Origin of the sequence: Tabrizicola sp. (assembly GCF_022842145.1) — a bacterium.
Classification (GTDB): domain Bacteria; phylum Pseudomonadota; class Alphaproteobacteria; order Rhodobacterales; family Rhodobacteraceae; genus Tabrizicola.
The window spans coordinates 86,806-105,743 of sequence record NZ_JALHQD010000011.1; the positions used below are offsets into that span (position 1 = coordinate 86,806).

The 18,938-nt window shown below is 64.3% G+C and carries 16 protein-coding genes and 1 pseudogene; 6 read left to right on the top strand and 11 right to left on the bottom strand.

Annotated features, from left to right (window positions below; translation table 11 throughout):
- Positions 1-401: 401 nt before the first annotated feature.
- From Q0C42_RS20160 to Q0C42_RS20195, 8 genes are all read right to left on the bottom strand, one after another.
- The gene (locus Q0C42_RS20160) at positions 402-1,769 is read right to left on the bottom strand and encodes a dipeptidase (RefSeq protein WP_295080374.1); all 1,368 of its coding nucleotides are present in this window, start codon (positions 1,767-1,769) and stop codon (positions 402-404) included.
- Positions 1,770-1,794: 25 nt separating this feature from the next.
- Entirely contained in the window at positions 1,795-2,967 is a 1,173-nt protein-coding gene (locus tag Q0C42_RS20165) for a M20 aminoacylase family protein (protein ID WP_295080377.1), read from the bottom strand.
- A gap of 10 nt (positions 2,968-2,977) precedes the next feature.
- On the bottom strand, positions 2,978-4,789 hold the full coding sequence (locus tag Q0C42_RS20170) for an ABC transporter ATP-binding protein (protein ID WP_295080380.1): 1,812 nt from the start codon (positions 4,787-4,789) through the stop codon (positions 2,978-2,980).
- A gap of 9 nt (positions 4,790-4,798) precedes the next feature.
- Positions 4,799-5,614 (bottom strand): ABC transporter permease, encoded by an 816-nt coding sequence (locus Q0C42_RS20175; protein WP_295080383.1) that lies wholly within the window; start codon positions 5,612-5,614, stop codon positions 4,799-4,801.
- 5 nt (positions 5,615-5,619) lie between these two features.
- Positions 5,620-6,561, bottom strand: coding sequence for an ABC transporter permease (locus tag Q0C42_RS20180; RefSeq protein ID WP_295080387.1), 942 nt, complete (start codon positions 6,559-6,561; stop codon positions 5,620-5,622).
- Positions 6,562-6,615: 54 nt separating this feature from the next.
- The gene (locus tag Q0C42_RS20185) at positions 6,616-8,160 is read right to left on the bottom strand and encodes an ABC transporter substrate-binding protein (RefSeq protein ID WP_295080390.1); all 1,545 of its coding nucleotides are present in this window, start codon (positions 8,158-8,160) and stop codon (positions 6,616-6,618) included.
- A 101-nt stretch (positions 8,161-8,261) separates the two neighbouring features.
- Positions 8,262-9,908 carry an amidase gene (locus Q0C42_RS20190; protein ID WP_295080393.1) on the bottom strand — a complete coding sequence of 549 codons (1,647 nt, stop codon included), beginning with the start codon at positions 9,906-9,908 and terminating at the stop codon, positions 8,262-8,264.
- Position 9,909: 1 nt separating this feature from the next.
- The gene (locus tag Q0C42_RS20195; protein WP_295080396.1) at positions 9,910-10,623 is read right to left on the bottom strand and encodes a FadR/GntR family transcriptional regulator; all 714 of its coding nucleotides are present in this window, start codon (positions 10,621-10,623) and stop codon (positions 9,910-9,912) included.
- Between the two features lie 510 nt (positions 10,624-11,133).
- On the opposite strand from Q0C42_RS20195, the gene Q0C42_RS20200 reads away from it, so the two are divergent.
- The 5 genes and pseudogenes from Q0C42_RS20200 (at position 11,134) to Q0C42_RS20215 (ending at position 16,222) form a co-directional block, all read left to right on the top strand.
- Entirely contained in the window at positions 11,134-11,736 is a 603-nt protein-coding gene (locus Q0C42_RS20200) for an urea carboxylase-associated family protein (RefSeq protein WP_295080399.1), read from the top strand.
- A 666-nt stretch (positions 11,737-12,402) separates the two neighbouring features.
- Positions 12,403-12,534 (top strand): annotated as a pseudogene (locus Q0C42_RS21665) (ATP-binding cassette domain-containing protein); the annotation flags it as partial.
- 151 nt (positions 12,535-12,685) lie between these two features.
- Positions 12,686-12,970, top strand: a complete 285-nt coding sequence (locus tag Q0C42_RS20205) for a hypothetical protein (RefSeq protein WP_295080402.1) — start codon at positions 12,686-12,688, stop codon at positions 12,968-12,970.
- Between the two features lie 1,228 nt (positions 12,971-14,198).
- The gene (gene nirK / locus Q0C42_RS20210) at positions 14,199-15,347 is read left to right on the top strand and encodes a copper-containing nitrite reductase (RefSeq protein WP_295080405.1); all 1,149 of its coding nucleotides are present in this window, start codon (positions 14,199-14,201) and stop codon (positions 15,345-15,347) included.
- A gap of 68 nt (positions 15,348-15,415) precedes the next feature.
- The gene (locus tag Q0C42_RS20215) at positions 15,416-16,222 is read left to right on the top strand and encodes an SUMF1/EgtB/PvdO family nonheme iron enzyme (RefSeq protein ID WP_295080408.1); all 807 of its coding nucleotides are present in this window, start codon (positions 15,416-15,418) and stop codon (positions 16,220-16,222) included.
- Positions 16,223-16,292: 70 nt separating this feature from the next.
- Here the strand turns inward: Q0C42_RS20215 and Q0C42_RS20220 are convergent, their stop codons facing one another.
- On the bottom strand, positions 16,293-16,727 hold the full coding sequence (locus Q0C42_RS20220; protein WP_295080411.1) for a pseudoazurin: 435 nt from the start codon (positions 16,725-16,727) through the stop codon (positions 16,293-16,295).
- Positions 16,728-16,814: 87 nt separating this feature from the next.
- On the opposite strand from Q0C42_RS20220, the gene Q0C42_RS20225 reads away from it, so the two are divergent.
- On the top strand, positions 16,815-17,510 hold the full coding sequence (locus tag Q0C42_RS20225; RefSeq protein WP_295080413.1) for a Crp/Fnr family transcriptional regulator: 696 nt from the start codon (positions 16,815-16,817) through the stop codon (positions 17,508-17,510).
- Here the strand turns inward: Q0C42_RS20225 and Q0C42_RS20230 are convergent.
- Positions 17,491-18,672 (bottom strand): NnrS family protein, encoded by a 1,182-nt coding sequence (locus Q0C42_RS20230; protein ID WP_295080416.1) that lies wholly within the window; start codon positions 18,670-18,672, stop codon positions 17,491-17,493. The genes Q0C42_RS20225 and Q0C42_RS20230 overlap by 20 nt on opposite strands.
- 14 nt (positions 18,673-18,686) lie before the next feature.
- Positions 18,687-18,896 (bottom strand): hypothetical protein, encoded by a 210-nt coding sequence (locus Q0C42_RS20235; RefSeq protein WP_295080418.1) that lies wholly within the window; start codon positions 18,894-18,896, stop codon positions 18,687-18,689.
- Positions 18,897-18,938 lie beyond the last annotated feature (42 nt).

Here is an 18,938-nt window from a genome sequence, read left to right on the forward strand (position 1 = left end):
ACTAGGTGTCGACATCGGTGCTGCCTTGACGCTGTCGGAGGGGATCGACCGTCCCGAGGGGCGCGCCCTGCGCCGGTAGGGCCTTAGCGGACGGTCGGCACGATGACTGCATTGTCAAAGCCTGACGTTCGGGATCCGGCAGCCCCGAATGTCGGTGGGGATGGGCCTCCCATCGACCCGATCTACCTGTAAGCTGCCGAAATGATTGAAGCGGTCCTTGATCTGACTGCCATGCTTATTCAAGAGGTTTTGGCCATGCCTGACAGCTGGAACCGAATGTTAATCATTGATGGCTGATCATGTCTTGCAAGATCATGATGCGGCGGGAAGGAACCGTCGGGCCTTCTGAAAGGTCGGCGAAGCGCCCAACCCAAGGAAAGTTCAGGTCCTTCCATCGTCCTCTAGTTCGCTGCCAATCGTTCAAGAAGCTTGCAATAAGCGATCTGGCCGGTGCGGAAGTTCGACAAACGGAAGAACTCGTTTGGCGCATGCAGGTTCTCGTCATTCATGCCGAAGGCGAAGACGGTGGCGTGAACGCCAAGTTCGTTCAAAAGCATGGTCATCACCGGGATCGATCCTCCGGTCCGGGTGATATAGGGTGCCTTTCCGTAGACCTCAGTCAGAACCTGGGCGGCGGACGCGCTGGCGTTGTGGCCCGGGGGGACAAGGAAGGGGTCGGCGCTTCCTGCCAGGCGCTTTACGGTCACGCGGAGACCCTTGGGGCAGTTGCCCTCGGTGTGCGCGCGGAGGAGGTCGAAGATCGCGTCGGGCTTCTGGTTCGCCACGAGGCGGCAGGTAATCTTGGCATGCGCCTCGGCGGGCAGGACGGTCTTGATCCCGCTTCCCTGCCAGCCGCCCCAGATGCCATTCAACTCGAACGTTGGGCGGCCCCATAGCCGTTCGCGGGTGGTGTAGCCTTCCTCGCCGAAGACATCGGGGACGCCGAGGCCGTCGATATACGCGGCTTCATCGAAGGGGATGCGGGCGAAGGCTTCGCGGTCTTCGACGGTCAGGTCTACGACATCGTCATAAAAGCCGGGGACGGTGATCTTGCCGTTGGTGCCTTTCATCGAGGCGATGATCTGTGCGAGGCCCTGGATCGGGTTGGCGATGCCGCCGCCCTGCTGGCCGGAGTGCTGGTCGCCCTTCGCGCCCGAGACGGTGATCTCGGCGGCGACGAGGCCTTTCAGCCCGGTGATCAGGTTCGGCTGATCCTCGCCCCACTGACTGCCGTCAGCGGAAAAGATCATGTCGGCCTTCAGCATCGCGCCATTCGCCTTGATGAAATCGGGGAGATGGGGGGAGCCGATCTCCTCTTGCCCTTCGAAGAACAGCTTCACGTTGACGGGGAGGCGACCCGTGGTCTTCAGCATCGCCTCGACCGACAGGATCGGGATCAGCATCCCGCCCTTGTCGTCCGAGGCCCCCCGGCCCCAGACCTTGTTGTCACGCACTTCCGGCTCGAAGGGGGGGGTCTGCCAGAGGTCGAAGGGCTCGGCCGGCTGGACGTCGAAATGGCCATAGATGAGGATCGTGGGCTTGCCGGGGGCGTGGAGCCAGTCGGCATAGACGACCGGGTGGCCTTCGGTCGGCAGCATGCGGACGTTTTCCATCCCCGCCGCCTTGAGACGGTCTACGACCCAGTTGCCCGCCGTCACCACGTCGGCGACATGGGCCGGGGCGGCCGAGACTGAGGGGATGCGGACGAAGTCGACGAGTTCATCCACGAAGCGCGGCTGGTGCGCGTCGAGGTATTCGGACCAGTTCATGGGGCTTCCTTTCAGGCCGTATTTGTCAGGCGGCGGGCATGCGGGTTTCGACAAGCTCGGCCCAGTAGGAGGCGCCGAAGGGGATCGCTTCGTCGTTGAAGTTGTAGGCCGGATGGTGCACCTCGGCGGTGTCGCCGTTGCCAACCTGGATATAGGCGCCGGGAACGACCTCAAGCATGTAGGCGAAATCCTCGCCGCCCATGATGGCGGGGCAGTTGGTGTCGACGGCCCCCGCGCCACCGATCTTTTCGGCGACCTTGGCTGCGAAGTCGGTTTCCCGTTCGGCGTTGACCATCGCGGGGTAGCCCGGACGCCAGTCGATCTCGACCGATCCGCCGAAGCCTGCGACGGTGCCTTCGACCAGCGCGCGGAAACGATCTTCGGCCAGTTTGCGGATGCCGGCGTCGAAGGTGCGGACGGTGCCGCGGAGTTCGACGCGTTCGGGGATGACGTTCCAGGCCTCGGATTCCGTCTTCATCGAGGTGACGGAGACGACGATGGACTCCAGCGGGTCCGAATTGCGCGAGACGATGGTCTGCAGCGCCATGACGGTCTGGCAGGCCATCACGGTGGTATCGACGGTGCGGTGCGGGTAGGCCGCGTGGCCGCCCTTGCCGCGCAGATGGACGGTGAAGTTGTCTGTGGCGGCGTAGAAGGGGCCGGGCTTGATGGAAAACTGGCCGACGGGAAGGCCGGGGGAGTTGTGCATCCCGTAGACCTCCTTGATGCCGAAGCGGGTGATCAGGCCGTCCTTGACCATCGCCTCGCCCCCCGCGCCGCCTTCCTCGGCGGGCTGGAAGATCACGGCGACCTTGCCGTCGAAGTTGCGGGTCTCACAGAGGTATTTCGCGGCACCCAGCAACATGGCGGTGTGCCCGTCATGGCCGCAGGCGTGCATCTTGCCGGGGACCTTCGAGGCATAGGGAAGGTTGGTGGCCTCCAGGATCGGCAGGGCGTCCATGTCGGCGCGCAGGCCCACGACATGGCCGCGGCCGTCGGTCTTGCCCTTGATGACGCCCACGACCCCGGTGCGGCCGATGCCGGTCACGACCTCGTCACAGCCAAACTCGCGCAGGCGGTCGGCGACCGTCGCGGCGGTGCGGTGGACGTCGTACATGAGTTCCGGGTTTTCGTGCAGGTCACGGCGCCAGGCGGTGATCTCGGCCTGCATCTCGGCCAGACGGTTCTTGATCGGCATGGTTTCCTCCCTAGTCTTTCAGGACGAAATGGCCGGGGGCCACTTCGGTATAGGTCGATGGGGCGGCTTGGTGCCCCAACGGAAAGATCGGCGATTTGATCGGCTTGAACGACAGGTCATCGATAAAGCGGCGCTTCGACGGGTCGGCGATAGGCACGGCGGACAGAAGCTGGCGGGTGTAGCTGTGCGCGGGGCTTTCGAAGACGGCGGCGCGGGGGCCGATTTCGACGATACGGCCCAGATACATCACACCCACCTGATGCGCGACGCGCTCCACGACGGCCATGTCGTGGCTGATGAAAAGGTAGGACAGGCCCAGGTCTTCCTGCAGTTCCATCATCAGGTTCAGGACCTGTGCCTGGACCGAGACGTCAAGGGCCGAGACCGCCTCGTCCGCGACGATGAGCTTGGGGTTCACCGCCAAGGCGCGGGCGATGGCGACGCGCTGGCGCTGGCCGCCGGACAGTTCGTGCGGGAAGCGATTCATGAACGCGCGCGGCAAGTGGACGCGATCGAAAAGCTGTTCGACCCGCGCTTTCAATTCGTCGCCCTTTGCAAGGCCGAAGTTGACGATAGGTTCGGCCACCTGGTCCTTCAAACGGCGGTAGGGGTTCAGGCTGGCGAAGGGGTCCTGGAAGACCATCTGCATGTCGGCCCGCGCGCGCCTCAGGTCATGGTGATGGAGCGCACCGATATCGCGGCCGCCGATCCAGACCTCGCCGCTGGTGGGCTGCACCAAGCGCAGGATCGACCGGCCGCAGCTGGACTTGCCGCAGCCAGATTCGCCGACGAGGGCCAGGGTTTCGCCGACGTTGAGGGTGAAGCTGACATCTTCGACCGCATGGACCTGCGCCACGGTGCGGCGCAGGATACCTCCCTTGACCGGGAAGCGGGTGGTGAGGTGCCGGACGTCGAGGAGGACTTCCTTCTTCCGCGCCACGGGCGCAATTCGGGCGGCCCGAGCGGCTTCATCCCCGATCAGGCGCATCCGTTCGGGGGCGGGCTTGCCCTTCATCTCGCCCAGTTTCGGGACGGCGGCGAGAAGGGCCTTGGTGTAGTCTTCCTTCGGCGCGGTGAAAATCTGGTCGACCGTGCCCGTCTCGACAATCTTGCCGCGATACATGACGACCACCCTGTCGGCCATTTGCGCCACGACCGCCATGTCGTGGGTGATGAACAGGACCGCCATCCCGTTCTCGCGCTTCAGCCGGTTGATAAGCGCGAGGATTTCCGCCTGGATCGTCACGTCGAGGGCCGTCGTGGGTTCGTCCGCGATCAGAAGCTTCGGCTCGCAGGCCATCGCCATCGCGATCACGACGCGCTGGCGCATGCCGCCGGACAGTTCGTGCGGGTATTGCTCCAACCGGCGCTCGGGTTCGGGGATGCGGACGCCTTTCAGAAGCTCCAAAGCGCGGGCGGAGGCTTGCGCTTGCGACAGGTCCTTGTGCAGCATCAGGCCGTCGGTCAGTTGGCGCTCGATGGTGAAGACCGGGTTCAGGGCGGTCATCGGCTCCTGAAAGATCATCCCGATCTCGTTGCCGCGGACCTCGCCCATCACGGACGGAGAGGCGGCGGCGACGTCAAGCTCGGTGCCGTCGGCGCGGCGGAAGCGAAGCGCTCCTGAGGCGATCGTGCCGCCGCCGAATTCCACCAGTCGCATGAGGGAGAGGGAGGTCACGGACTTCCCCGACCCGCTTTCACCGACGACGCAGACGGTTTCGCCTGGCGCGATGGTGAAGGACACGTCCTCGACCCCGACCACGGGGCCGCTGTCGGTGGCGAACTCGACGCGGAGGTGATCGACTGAAACGATATCTTTCATCGCCGCCTCCTATTTCGATTTCGGGTCGAGGATGTCGCGCAGGACGTCCCCGAACATGTTCAGGCCAAGCACGGTCAGCGCCACCGCCGCGCCCGGCACAAGCGCGGTCCAGGGGGCCACGTCCAGCTGGTCGCGCGATGCCTGGATCATCAGCCCCCAACTCGCCGCCGGGGGTTGCGTTCCAAGTCCAAGAAAGGACAGCCCGGCCTCGGCCAGGATGGCGAAGGCGAGGGAGATGGTGGCCTGCACGATCACCGCCGGCATGATGTTCGGCAGGACGTGGCGCAGCATGATCATCCCGTTGGTGGTGCCCGAGGAGCGCGCGGCCTCGACATAGGGCATCTGGGCGACCTTCAGCGCCTCGCCCCGGATGATGCGGGCAAGGTAAGGGGTGAAGGCGATGCCGATGGCGATGATGGTGTTCTGCACGTTCGGGCCAAGGACCGCACTGATGGTGAGCGCCAGCAGAAGGGCGGGAAAGGCGAGAAGCGTGTCGACGAGCCGCATCAGGACGTTGTCGATCCAGCCGCCGAAGTAGCCGGAGATCAGGCCGAGTGGCAGGCCAAGGACGATGCTCATCACCACGGCCGAGACCGCGATTTCCAGCGAGGTGCGGGCACCGAGGATGACGCGGAACAGCATGTCGCGGCCCAGCTGGTCGGTGCCGAGGAGGTGGGTCCAGGTCGGCGGCGAGCGGCGGGCCAGCATGTCCATCTTGGTCGCTGCATCCGGCGGAACGACCATCGGCCCGACGATGGCAACCAGCGCGATCAGCGTCAGAAGCACGATTCCGATCAGGCCCTTGGTGGTCTTGAAGCGCTTCATCCCTCTCATCCCAGTTTCACGCGCGGGTCGATCAGGACGTAGAGGAGGTCGACGAGCAGGTTGGTGATCATCACCACGGCAGCGATCACGAAGACCGTGGCCTGGATCAGCGGCAGGTCGCGGTTCAGAAGCGCCTGATAGGTCAGCCAGCCCATGCCGGTATAGCCGAAGAGGCTTTCCATCACGATGATCGACCCGAAGAGGTAGCCAATCTGCAACCCCGCGATGGTAATCACCGGGCCGATGGCATTGGCCAGCGCATAGCGCCAGATGACGGTGCTTTCGCGCAGCCCTTTGGCGCGGGCGACGCGAATGAACTCTTGCCCCAGGATGCCGGTCATCGTGGACCGCGTCATCCGCGTCAGATGCGCCATCAGGCCAAGGCCAAGCGCCAAAGAGGGCAGGAAGGCATAGTGCAGCGATCCCAGGAAATCCTCGGACGGCTCGACGATGCCCGAGGAGGGGAACCAGCCCAGCCAGCGCGCGAAGACGAGGATCATCACGATCCCCCAGAAGAAATCGGGCAAGGATACGCCCATCAGCGAGGCCGAAGAGCTGACAGTGTCCTGCCACTTGTCGCGGTGGACAGCGGCCCAGACGCCCAAGGGCACGGCCAGCGCCAGTGCGATGGTCATCGACATCACGACGATGATCCCCGAGGCGACGGCTTTCTGTGCCAGAAGCTCGGCAATGGGTTTCTTGAAGATCAGCGAGGTGCCCCAATCCCCGGTCAGAAGCCCGCCGATCCAGTTGCCGTATTGTACAAGCAGGGGTTCGTTCAGCCCAAGCGACTGGCGCAGGCCCTCCAGCGCTTCGGGATTCGACTGGGTGCCCATGATCATCATCGCCACGTCGCCGGGCAGGATGTTGGTGACGGCGAAGGTCACCAGCGTGATCAGAAACAGCGTCAGGATCACCGACAGAAGCCGGTTCAGCACATAGGTCATGACAGGAAGCCCCGGGGGAACCGGCGGGCCAGGGGTGGCCCGCCGGAGGATACGTCAGGCTTTCAGCCAGACCTTGTGGAAGTTGAGGTTGGACCCGTTCGGGTGAACGACGGTATCCAGCCCCATGACCGAGGGCTGCGCGCCGATGGTGCCATTGCGGAACCACAACACGACGTCATGCGCCTCGTCCCAGATCTGCTTCTGCACGGCCTTGTAGACATCGGCCCGGGCGGCATCATCGACCGTGACGCGGGCCTTTTCGGTCAGCTCGTCAATGATCGGGTCGCTGATGTTGCGGTAGTTGAACGCGCCCTTCGAGTTCCAGACCGAGTAATACAGGAAGTCGCTTTCCCAGAGCGTGAAGAAGTTCATCATCGTCATCTGGTAGTCCTTGTCGACCCAGCACTGGGACAGCCAGTCGGCCCAGGTCAGCTGTTCGATGGTCAGGTTGACGCCCGCCATCTTGAACCATTCGACAAGGATTTGTGCGGTTTCGATGTGGTAGGGGTAGTTGGTGGTGGCCTTGAAGACGATGTTCAGGCTGCCCTCGGGGTAGCCCGCCTCGGCCAGCATCGCCTTGGCGCCTTCGATATCCTGCGGGCGGGGGGCGATGTCCTTGTTGTAGGCGGCATCGGTCGGGAAGCTGGGCGAGGCGGTGGTGGCGCCCTGACCCCAGAGCGCGCCCTGCATCAGCGCTTCCTTGTCGATGATCATGTCGAAGGCGACGCGGACGCGCTTGTCTTTGAACGGCTCGAAGGTGTGGTTCATGTTGATGAAGTCGAAGTTCAGCGGGAACCACTTCTTCACCTGAAGCCCGGGGTCGCCTTCGATTTCACCCACGCGGTCCAGCGGAATGTCGTTGATCATATGCAACTCGCCGGTCCGCAGGCCGGTGAGGCGCGTGGTGGGTTCGGTGATCTCGCGGGCTTCCACGGCGTCCAGGAAGGCCGGGCCTTCCCAATAGTCGTCAAAGCGCGACATCTTCACGACGGTGCCGACCTCGTAGCTGTCGAACTTGAAGGGACCGGCGCCCATCGGGTTGGTGCCTTGGGTCGGGCCGCTGTCCACCGGCATGATGACGCCCGCGCCGTTTTCCGAAAGGCGCGACAGGAAGGGCGCGTTGACGGCGCTCATCTTGATGATGACGGTCAGGTCATCGGGGGTCTCGATGGCGGCGACGTTGTTGAAGACCTCGAAGTTCACCGCGCCGGTGGCGGGGTCCTTGCAGCGCTCGAAGCTGTATTTCACATCGGCCGAGGTCATCGTCGCGCCGTTGTGGAACTTGACGTTCGGGCGCAGTTTGAAGGTGTAGGTCAGCCCGTCCGGGGCCACCTCGAAGCTTTCGGCAAGGCCTGGGATGACCTTCAGGTTAGCGTCCACCGTGACGATGGACGAATGGATGTTCTGCAGCACCCGACCGGATGAGGCGGTGCCGGTCTGGTGCATGTCCAGGTTCTGCGTGGTCTCGGAGTGGCCCCAGATCAGCGTGCCACCGGACACCGGCGCATCCTGCGCCAGCGCGGGCAGGGCAAAGCTGCCCATCAGCACGCTGCCGCCCATCACTGCGGTCGAGTTCAGAAGAAAGTCTCTGCGCTTCATGTCGTTTTCCCTGTTGATTGGCCGCGATTGCGGACTTTGTTGGAAGGCCGGCAAAGCGGCCCGTTATCGTCTGCCCGCATTGGCTGCGGGTCCGTTCTCGCTTACGTCGGAAATCCGGGCCGTTTGCCCGCCACGTCCAACGCCGTCTCCAGCGCCATGCCCAGCCGCAGGATCGGCCCCTCGTCGAAAAGCCTTCCCCAGAGCGAGATGCCCTGCGGCACGGTGTAGGTCTTGCCCTCTGCCGCCTCACCCGTGGTCAGCTTGCCAGAAGCAAGCGAGGCGGGGCTGCGGGTGCCCAGGTCCTCGAAGCCAGCCCGCAGATGCAGACAGGGGTGTCCGGTGAAGTTCGAGGCGATCAGCATCGGTCCGGTCATGAAGGGGCCGATCACCACGTCGGCCTTCCCGAAAAGGTCGTCCAGCGCCTGCATCACAAGATAACGCAGCCGATCAAGCTGGACGTGGTCCACCGCCGACAGGAAGCGCGCCTTGCGCATCGCGTTGGGCCAGGCGGCGGCGTCCTGCCAGGTGAGGGTGTCGTCCTGGCTCGTAAGTGTCAGGTCCTCGAAACTGGCGGCGGCCTCGGCAAAAAGGATGTTCATCAGCGCGCCATAGGGCAGGTCGGGGAGGCTGGCCTCGACCACCTTCACGCCCAGCTTTCGCATGGCCGCCAGTGCCGCATGGTCCACCGCCGTCGCGCCTTCGCCGAAGGCTTCGGGCAGGTAGCCGACGGTCAGGCGGCTGTAGTCAGCCCCTGCGTCGAAGACGAAGGGGGCGGCGATGGTCGATCGGTCAGCCGGATCCGCTCCGTTCAGAGCGGCAAGGACGATGGCTGTATCCTCGACCGATCGGCAGATCGGGCCGACCTTGTCCAGGCTGTTGCAGAGCGCCATGCCCCCCGCCCGGCTGACCCGCCCGAAGGTCGGGCGCAGGCCCGTCGTCCCGCAGCGCTGGCTGGGCGAGGTGATGGACCCCAAAGTCTCGGTCCCGATGGCGAAAGCGCAAAGCCCCGCCGCCGTGGCACTGGCCGACCCGGCGGACGACCCGCTGGAGCCTTCGTTCAGGTTCCACGGATTGCGGGTGACGCCACCATACCAGATGTCGTTGTAGGCCAGCGCACCTACGGTGGTCTTGCCAAGAAGCACCGCCCCCGCGGCACGGAGTTTCTTCACAATGGTCGCGTCGGCCTCGGCGATGCGGTCTCGGAACGGTTCCGCACCCCAGCCGGTGATCGTGCCATTGGCGTCGAAGAGGTCCTTCAATCCGTAAGGGATGCCGTGCAGCGGTCCAAGGTTCACCCCGCCGCGCGTCAAGGCGTCCGCCGCATCCGCCTCTGCCAGGGCAAGGTCGGGCGTGACCTGCGCCCAGCATTCCAGCCTCGGCCCCAAGGTCGCGATACGGTCAAGGTAGATCTGGGTCAGCCGCCGGCTGGTCAGGGCACCGGCCTTGATCCAGACGGCCAGATGCGTGATCGGGGCAAAGGCGATGTCCTCGTCGTCTTTCGGAAGCATCGCCGTCACGGAAGAAAGCTTCAGCGCGTCCGTTCCGTGCGGCATTGCGAAATCGGCCAAGCGCGGGTCGAAGCGCATCGCCATCGGCACGTGGTTCGGCATCGCCACCGCGCGCCGCTGCAGGGCCGAGGCGATCTGGCCCTCAAGGTTGTCCAGCATCAGTTGGCGTTCTTCCGGGGTGTATTCCACGCCCATGATCTCTTCGGCCGCCGCGATCGTCTTTAGGGTGATGCCGGTCACTTCAGCCTCCGTCCGGGGTAAGAATGCGCTTCAGGTTGTCGGCCAACGTTGTCAGGTGCTTGCGCATCGCCGCTTCGGCCCCCGGCCCGTCACCAGCCTCGATGCGATTGATGATCTCGACATGCTCGGCGTTCCGGTCCTGCAGCGACCGCATCGAGCGCGCCTTTTGCCGGACCCCACGCCAATCCTGGTTGCCGCGGATTTCGTCGATCATCGAGAAGGCGGTCAGCAGCGGCTTGTTCTTCGCCGTCCGCGCGATCAGCCGGTGCAGCGCGCCGTCCCAAAGCTCGATGGAATCGGAATCGCCCGCCTGCACGATCCGCTGTGCCAAGTTGCGCATCCGGTCGATGTCTTCAGGCAGGGCATGGCGCGCCGCCATCGCGGCCAGAACGGGCTCGACGCAAAGCCGCGCCTCCATCACCTCGACGACATTGGTCTCCCCCACGATCTCGGCCGCCAAAAGCTGCGTCTTGTCTGGAGGTTGACCGGCGAAGGTCCCCTTGCCCTGCTTGCGCCAGATTAGTCCCTCAGCCAGCAAGCTTTCCAGCGCACTGCGCACCGCCCGTCGGCCGATGTGCATGCTATCGGAAAGCTCCCTCTCGGTCGGGAGCCTCCCATCCGCAGGAAGGGCATCTCCCTCGATCATGGCCAGAAGGCGCGCCCGCACGACATTTGCGCTGTCTGTCACAGTGGGATTGCGGTGGGATGTTGGCATGAGCGAACCAATCTAAACTTGGTTCATAGATCAGGGTTTTCGGACATGATTCTGTCAACTGGATTCTGCTGAAGCCAGGGACCCACGAATGAAGATTTTGCAGATATAACTGGTCCTGCCGGGAAAGCAGGCATCACTGGGACGTCCTGGGCTTCGCCCAACGCTTTCTAGGCTCGCGGACCAAATACTGATTGATAAGCCCAGGCGTCCTGTCCTGCACGCTTTAACCACTCCAAAGTTCGCCGGCCCAGCCGCACGCAGTGCCGAACCGCCTTTCCACGCGTGTCAAAGGCTCGCCGCCTTGGCTGGGGCTGCCCAGCTTCACACCACGCGCCTGCGAACTCCAATACCGCCTTGGTCTTTCTGGCGCTGGCCTCGCGCTCGGCTTTGTCAGAGAGCACCAGGGCAAACGCGTATCGGCCTTGACCAACGACTGCTCGGCGCTTGCTTGTTTCGCTGCGGCCCGCGATCTTATCATTTAGACAACGACGCGCCGAAGAGGACCAATCCATGACTGAAGACCTTCACGTTGTTCCTGCTCGACGTGGCCGTGCGGTGCGGCTGGCTAAAGGTCAGGCGATCCAGATCATCAATACGCATGGTCAGCAGGTCGTGGACACCTGGTGCTACAATGCCGATGACCTGTCGGAATTCATGTCGATGGAGCACTTGCACGCCACACTGCAGGGGATCTTCCCGGCAAGGGGCGATGGTCTCACGACGAACCGGCGGCGGCCGATCTTGATACTGGAAGAAGACACGTCACCCGGTCGCCATGACACGATCATCGCAGCCTGCGATGTTCATCGCTATGCGGCACTGGGATGCCGCGAATACCACGACAACTGCACCGACAATCTGCATGGGGCGCTGCGTCAGATCGACCTGCGCGCGGGCGACTGTCCTGCTCCGCTGAACTTGTGGATGAACATTCCCGTCGACAGCGATGGAAGGATCAGTTGGGGTGAGCCGCTGAGCCAGCCCGGCGATTACGTGATCTTGCGCGCCATGATCGACTGCATCGTCGTCATGTCTACCTGCCCACAGGACATGATCCCGATCAACGGTGCCAACTGCACGCCCACCGAGGTCCACTACCGCATTCTGGACTGACCAAAGCCAACTGCGCTCGGAGAAATTGCACCTTCACGGGTGACGATCGGGTTGGGGTTCTGCATTCTAGCTAGTCCGATGCACCTGGCCTCGTTCTTCCAAGGACCATGACCGCGCATCTAAGGGTCGCATCCAAGATCAAGGCCCCATTCCGCCTCCTGCGCCGCTGCCGGAGTGGCCAGTGCAAGAGCGATGGCGGTTGTCAGGACAAGCCCCCGTCGTGCGGGTCGGTGCGGCGTGGCAATGGTCATCCCTTCGGATCGTCTGCGGAAGGGCTGGCCTTGCGACGGGGCGCGAGCTGGTAGCAGAAGATATGCGGGCGCGATCTGTTAGAATCGGCTTCTAATGAAGCTTTTACGGAACGCGGGACGACGCCCATCGTGGCTCACCCGGATAGGATGATCCCCTGGACGGGGCGGCTGGGTGACGGGCTCGGCGCGGCGCTTGTGGTCCTGGCGGACCTCATCGCGCGCAGCCCGGCGCGCCGGCGGAACTCGAGATCGGAATCCTCACGGCTGATTGGTGCGTCTGTGTTTCTGTCGATGCTCGTCCAGCGCGGCGCGCGGGGGCGGTGGAATGCTGGAACCGAACGACGTTTCGGGACAGCTTGGCTGGCGACGGGTGCTTGAAAAAGCCTCGCTGAGGGCGCGCGGGTGAACTGCTGCGATCTGCGGAGCGAATGGGGCGGGAAGGAGCACCCTTCTGAAGGCCATCCTAGACGAGTTGCCGGCCACTGGGACCGTCCGCCTCTACGGTCTCAACGTGGCGCAGTCCCGACCCGCTACCCTCGCGCGCCTCCGGGTTGTGTTGCCAGAGGACTGTGAAGTGCCCTTCAACTTCACCCTGGAAGAGGGCATAGGCATGGGTCGCGAACCTGGGGACTTCGTCTTGCGGCCTGAAGTGGACGCCGTGGTTCTCGCACAGTGGGCCTGCCAGGGATGCGAGCGCTATGACACCGCAGCCTGTCGGGCGGCGAACGCCAGCGCGGCCACCTCGCCCGCGCGCAGAGGTCCAGTTCTGGGAGCCGGTCGGTCCGCTGGGCCGGTGCTGGCTGATGCTGGGCGAGCTTGTGGTCGACCTCGACCGTGGCCACCAACTGCAGGTGATGCGTCGTACCCGCGCCTATGCCGACGCGGGTGGCGGCGTTGTCGCAATCATGCACGAACTGAATCTGTCGGCTATGTTCGCCTCTGGGTGCGGTGGAAAGATCGCATGCTCGCTCTTGGCGAGATAGGCGGCCTTGCCGTCGATGAGGCGGGCCAGGGCCGCGGAGGGTAATGGCGCGGGCTTCTAGAGCAGGAGGACCAAATTTCGCACGCGTAATACACTGTACACAAGGACGCGCGTCAAACCTCCCGGGCTGCAGGATAAGCTCCTGGTCCTCGAATTCCGGATTGCTGCGATCAATGCGGAACTTGCCGGCCCTGCCCCAACGCCAATGCGTCTGAACCCGGACCTGTCGGAGTTCCACTGACGCAAGGTCAGGGAGCTTGCCATCACGCCTGCGGATTCTGCGACTGCCTCGCCCGCGCGAGAGAGGTGCGACACCTGATCGAGAAGGTCTCCGTACGATGGAAGGAGGGCAAGCCGGTCGTCGTATTCGACGGCGCGCTGACTGCTTTGATCGGGCTGGCCCAGAATGCAAAAAGCCCCGCGTTGGCGGGGCGTCTAGGTATCGAGTTAAGTTCGGTTAAGGTGGTTGCGGGGACAGGCAACCGCCGTAACTTGCCAGAGCTGCACTGCTTTGTCTGACTTTGCCTGAGAGCAACCGATCCACCGCTGCGCCCTTATCGGAGTGGAACAGCGTGGTCGCAGCTGGCGCCAAGGACGACGAAAGGTTCATCCCTGTTACATCCTCCACACGGGCCACGGGCTGGAAGCATCTACGCCCTCCGCGTAGCAGTCGCAGACTTGTTCGTCGGGCCCGCGTCTTTTGCCCTGCCCAGGGACATGGTGAGTGCAATGCTGGGAGGAGCGGATACGCAATATGCTACGGCGGGACGTGCGCGGGGCTATGTCGACGACCCCAGGGCCGTCGGTCTTAGCCTGCCCGAACGTCCGTCGAAACACGATCTGCGAGACATTGATCGGGCGGCGGCTGACCGTCGCGGCGCTAGGAGAAGCGCTGGGGGCAGTAACGTCCTGCGGGTCGACTCGATCGAACTTGCGGACTGCTCACCCAGCTCAGCTGCCGCGAGGCCGCGGAATAACGGGGATTGTCCGTCCGTCACGGCCAGTGTCGGGACGGACTTGGTATGCTGGATGCGTTTCGCCGGGCACGCGTCGTCCTGTGCGCGGCAGAATCGACGATTCCATCCGTCCTGCACGGAAGTTGGGGAGGTGCACGATCACGCACGAAATGGTGGGCATCTCACAGCATCGCATGTTGTCGCAGGACAACGATGGCGTTCCCGCAAAGGGCTAAAATTCCCTCAACTGACACACGAATGAGGGAAAGCACGATGTTCACGCGACGCACTGCATTGATCGGAGCGGCGATGATTGCCGCTGCTCCTTTTGTCGTCAAGACTGCTGGGGCGGAAGAGGTGATGGACACCTCGGCCGCAGCGCCGGTCGATCTGTCCAGCTTGCCCCGTCGCAAGGTCAAGCTGCTCAAGCCGCCCTTCGTTCACCCGCACAAGCAGGTTGCCACGGGCGGGCCCGCGGTGATCGAGTTCGAGATGAAGATCATGGAGAAAGAGATCCAGGTGGACGAAGACGCCTGGCTGCAGGCCATGACGTTCAACGGCTCGGTCCCCGGCCCGATGATGGTGGTGCATGAGGGCGACTATGTCGAACTGACCCTGTTCAACCCGCCTGAAAACATGATGCAGCACAACATCGACTTCCACGCGGCCACCGGCGCTTTGGGTGGGGGTTCACTGACGCTGGTCAACCCCGGCGAGAAGGCGGTGCTGCGGTTCAAGGCGACGCGGCCGGGGGTGTTCGTCTACCACTGCGCTCCGGGCGGTCCGATGATCCCCTGGCATGTTGTGTCGGGCATGTCGGGCTGCATCATGGTACTGCCGCGCGATGGGTTGAAGGATCATCTGGGCAATCCGGTGTCTTATGACCGGGTCTACTACATCGGCGAGAATGACTTCTACATTCCGCGCGGTCCGGATGGCGCCTACATGCGCTTTGCCGATGCCGGCGAAAGCTATGCGGACACGCTGGCGGTGATGAACGGTCTGATCCCGTCCCACGTCGTGTTCAACGGTCGGGTGGGTGCATTGACGGGCGACCAGGCTCTTGAGGCCGAGCAGGGCGAGAACGTGCTGTTCGTCCACAGTCAGGCTAACCGCGACAGTCGCCCGCACCTGATCGGCGGGCATGGCGATCTGGTTTGGGAAAGCGGCAAGTTCAACAACCTGCCGGAACGCGATCTGGAGACCTGGTTCATCCGGGGCGGATCGGCGGGGGCGGCGCTTTACACCTTCCTGCAGCCGGGCGTCTACGCCTACGTCAACCACAACCTGATCGAGGCAGTGAACCTTGGCGCCACGGCGCACGTGATCGTCGGGGGCACCTGGAACAACGATCTGATGGAACAGGTCGTCGCCCCGGTCGAATACGACGTCCTGCATGAAGGACGGACCGCGCTGCCGTAATGGCTGTCGCGTCCTGGCGGGGTGGCCTGTCGTCCCGGGCCGCCCCGCCGTTTTGTCTGGAGGCTGAAATGAAACGTCGGCTGGCATTGGGGCTACTGGCTGGGGTCGTCATCGGCGCGGCAGGGGTGATCCTTGTCGCGTCGATGCAGCGACCGGCCCCCGCCCCGCCGCAGACCGTGCGCATTCCCGCAGGTCCGCAGGACTATCGCCCGGCCGGTGAGTTCCGCCAGGGCACGCGCATCATCGACGCTCCCTTGCAGCGGGTCAATGTGGCGACCCTGAAGATCATGACCAATCAAGTTTCGGAGGCCGACTACGCCCGCTGTGTCGCGGCAGATGCCTGTGCCGCAGCACCTGTCGGTGGGGTTGCAGGTGCGGCCCAGACCAATGTCAACCATGCCGACGCCACGGCCTATGCTGCCTGGCTTTCCGACCAGACCGGACAGCAATGGCGCCTGCCGACCGATGCCGAATGGCTGAGGGCCGCGGCAGAGCGTGGCTTCGACGACGGTTTCGGGGAAGATGCCAACGGGGCCGACCCCTCACGGCGCTGGATCGCAAGCTACCGGCGCGAGGTCGAATTGCGCGGCGAGGCTGACCTGGAGCTGCACCCGATGGGCCATTTCGGTGTGAACTCGATGGGAGTGGCCGACATATCCGGCAACGTCTGGGAATGGACCGAGACCTGCTTTCAGAACGGTACGCTGACCCCGGATGCCACAGAGATCGCCACCAGCTCGGACTACTGCGGGGTCCGGGCGGTGCAGGGAAAGCATCGCGCCTTCGTCGTCGACTTCATCCGCGACGCCCGTTCGGGCGGGTGCGCGGCGGGGGTGCCGCCGGATTATCTGGGGTTCCGGCTGGTGCTGGACTAGGCGCTGGTCACCGGCAGGCAAAGGAAAAGGCGGCCCGTCACGGCCGCCTTCTTGTCGGTGTGGCGTCAGGTCACTTTGCCACTTGCGTGAACAGCGGCTCGAACCGGGCCTTGGACTTGCCCTTCTGCGTCACGGCGGCGGCGGCATCCAGATTGACCGGGGCGCCTGCCTGGATCAGCGCAACCATACCCATGCCGTAGTGGGGCGTGCACTTCACGCCATAGAGCCCTTCCCCGGTCAGTGTCAGGACATAGTCATCCCCCATCCCGCTTTTGAACGCCTCCACGCCCTCGGGAAGCATCCCTTCGATGCCCTCGACGTTGTGGCCCTTGTCGGTCGAGAGGAAGGTGATGGTGTCGCCCACGGCGGCCGTCACGAAGGCGGGCTCGAAGACCATTGCCCCGTCGGCTCCCCTGTTCAGCATCTTCACGTCGAAGTTTTCGGCCTGGGCGGCCGCGGTCAGCACAAAGGCTGCAACGGTTGCAGTCATCAGTTTCGAGAACATGTCCGGTCCTTTCAGGTTATCTTGCCCCTTCTTATAGGCTAAGGTCGCCCCTGGTTCGTTGTGCTGCCACAACATCGGAGGCATCGTTTGCACAAACTTGACGAAAGTCTTCTGGCCACCGTCCCCCCCTTCCGCAGGCTGTCCCGGCCCCAGATCCGCGAGATCTTGGATGCCGCCACAGCGCTGCGGTTCGACGCGGGCGTTGCCATCTTCAGCGAGGGCCTGCCGGTCGAACGGTTCTTTCTACTCTTGGACGGCCATATCCGGGTTATCCGGACCACTTCCGGCGGCGACCAGATCATTGCGCTGCACATCGCGCCGGGGCAACTGTTCGGGATCGGGGCGGCCATCGGGCGCACGACCTATCCGGCGACGGCGATGACGGCGGATGATTGCGTGACCCTGGCCTGGCCAAACCGGCTGTGGCAGGTCTTCGTGGATAGCTATGACGGCTTTGCCACCGAAACCTACAAGGCCGTGGGCGAGCGGGTGGGCGAGATGAACAACCGCATCGTCGAGATGGCGACGCAGGCCGTCGAGCAGCGCATTGCCTGTGCGATCCTTCGGCTGGTCACCCAGGCCGGGCGCAAGGTCGATGGCGGGATCGAGATCGGGATGCCCATCACCCGGCAGAACCTGTCGGACATGACCGGCACCACCTTGCACACTGTGAGCCGCCTTCTGAGCGGTTGGGAACGCGACGGAATCGTGCTGTCGGAACGGCGCAAGATCACGGTGACCGCGCCGCACCGGCTGGTGATGCTCAGCGGGGCTGCGGGTTAGGCACGCGGCGGGCGGGGTTCGACCGGGTCAGGATCGGGGCAAGCCGGGCGGCGAAGATGGCGAATCCGACGGTCCACAGGGCGGCCGCCGTCCACAGTCCCGGCTCGGAATGCACGGCAACGCGTGTCAGGGCGGCCAGCGCCACGCAGGCAAAGGCCAGACCCAGCGCGGGGCCTGCCCGCAGCTCACGCCCGGTGTGGCCCAGCGAGGCGCGCATCATCACCGACAGCGTCATGCCGCCGATGGCGCCGATGCCCAGCAGGTGCAGGCCCACCAGGGCCGGAAATATGCCCAGCACCGCAAGGCCAAGGGCCACCAGACCCGCCGGGATGAAGGCATAGGCCAGATGCAGGATCAACAGGATGGCTGACCGCCAGACCCTCCAGCCACGCCAGCGCGCGAGGCGGAGCGCCTGGATCGCGCCGACCAGGATCAGCGCGAACCCCGTCAACCGCGTCTCGGGCAGCGCGACCCAGGCCAGAAGCGCGCCCAGCGTCAGCACCAGACTCGCCGCGTCGAACCGCCCGAACGGCTCGGGCATCGGTCCGGGACCCTGCTTCGCCAGCCAGTTCCGGGTGAAGCTGGGAATGATCCGCCCGCCGATCAGGCCGATGAGAAGAACGACCATCGCGAACCCCAGGCGGCGGCCGTAGTCGGCTGTTCCAAGTTGCATGGCCTCGATATGGAAGGTGATGTTGGCGGCAAGATACATGAGCACGGGGACGACCACGCGCAGGTTGCTCCAGTTCCGGCCCGCCACGATCTCGACCGTGATCATCGCGCAGATGGCCAGAAGAAAGGCGCAATCCAGCGCCATCACGGCCACCGGCCCCAGGCCAGGGCCCCCGGCGACCGCCAGCCGCCCGGCAATCCAGAGCACGGCCAAGGCCATCAGTGGCCAGCCCCGGGTCGGCATCCGTCCGGTCCAGTTCGGAATCGCGGTGAACAGGAACCCCGCCAGCACAGCCGAGGTATAACCGAAGAGCAGCTCGTGGATGTGCCAGTCGGTCGGAGCGAACGGCCCGCCCATGGTGACGCGCCCGGTCCAGACCGCCATCCATAATGGAATCACCAGCGCCGCAAAGCTGCCCGCCAGTAGGAACAGAGGGCGGAAGCCGTAGCTGAACAGGGCGGGGCCTGTGTAGGCTTGATGTGGCCGCATGTCGGCTCCTTGGATCAGAGCGCCGCTGCTGCCTGCAGCGCGGCGCGAAAGGCGATCTCGTCCAGCCCGTATTCGGCGCAGGCGTCGATCACCGTGTGAAACGGCGCGATGGGGCAGCCGAAACAGACCATCCCCTGCGCCCGGAAGATGTTTGCCACCTCGGGCCAATGTTCGAAGACCAGCCGAAGCGGCAGATCGGGGTCGTCCAGTCTGGGGCCGCGCATGGTGCCTCCCCCCTGTCAGTCGTGCCATCCACCCACTTTCTG

Bases quoted from the DNA above. Each gene is read 5' to 3' on its own strand.
- Q0C42_RS20230 (WP_295080416.1), bottom strand. From the start codon at position 18,672: ATGCGGCCACATCAAGCCTACACAGGCCCCGCCCTGTTCAGCTACGGC.
- Q0C42_RS20185 (WP_295080390.1), bottom strand. From the start codon at position 8,160: ATGAAGCGCAGAGACTTTCTTCTGAACTCGACCGCAGTGATGGGCGGC.
- Q0C42_RS20200 (WP_295080399.1), top strand. From the start codon at position 11,134: ATGACTGAAGACCTTCACGTTGTTCCTGCTCGACGTGGCCGTGCGGTG.
- Q0C42_RS20165 (WP_295080377.1), bottom strand. From the start codon at position 2,967: ATGCCGATCAAGAACCGTCTGGCCGAGATGCAGGCCGAGATCACCGCC.
- Q0C42_RS20215 (WP_295080408.1), top strand. From the start codon at position 15,416: ATGAAACGTCGGCTGGCATTGGGGCTACTGGCTGGGGTCGTCATCGGC.
- Q0C42_RS20205 (WP_295080402.1), top strand. From the start codon at position 12,686: ATGACACCGCAGCCTGTCGGGCGGCGAACGCCAGCGCGGCCACCTCGC.
- Q0C42_RS20170 (WP_295080380.1), bottom strand. From the start codon at position 4,789: ATGAAAGATATCGTTTCAGTCGATCACCTCCGCGTCGAGTTCGCCACC.
- Q0C42_RS20220 (WP_295080411.1), bottom strand. From the start codon at position 16,727: ATGTTCTCGAAACTGATGACTGCAACCGTTGCAGCCTTTGTGCTGACC.
- nirK (WP_295080405.1), top strand. From the start codon at position 14,199: ATGTTCACGCGACGCACTGCATTGATCGGAGCGGCGATGATTGCCGCT.
- Q0C42_RS20180 (WP_295080387.1), bottom strand. From the start codon at position 6,561: ATGACCTATGTGCTGAACCGGCTTCTGTCGGTGATCCTGACGCTGTTT.
- Q0C42_RS20235 (WP_295080418.1), bottom strand. From the start codon at position 18,896: ATGCGCGGCCCCAGACTGGACGACCCCGATCTGCCGCTTCGGCTGGTC.
- Q0C42_RS20175 (WP_295080383.1), bottom strand. From the start codon at position 5,614: ATGAAGCGCTTCAAGACCACCAAGGGCCTGATCGGAATCGTGCTTCTG.
- Q0C42_RS20160 (WP_295080374.1), bottom strand. From the start codon at position 1,769: ATGAACTGGTCCGAATACCTCGACGCGCACCAGCCGCGCTTCGTGGAT.
- Q0C42_RS20195 (WP_295080396.1), bottom strand. From the start codon at position 10,623: ATGCCAACATCCCACCGCAATCCCACTGTGACAGACAGCGCAAATGTC.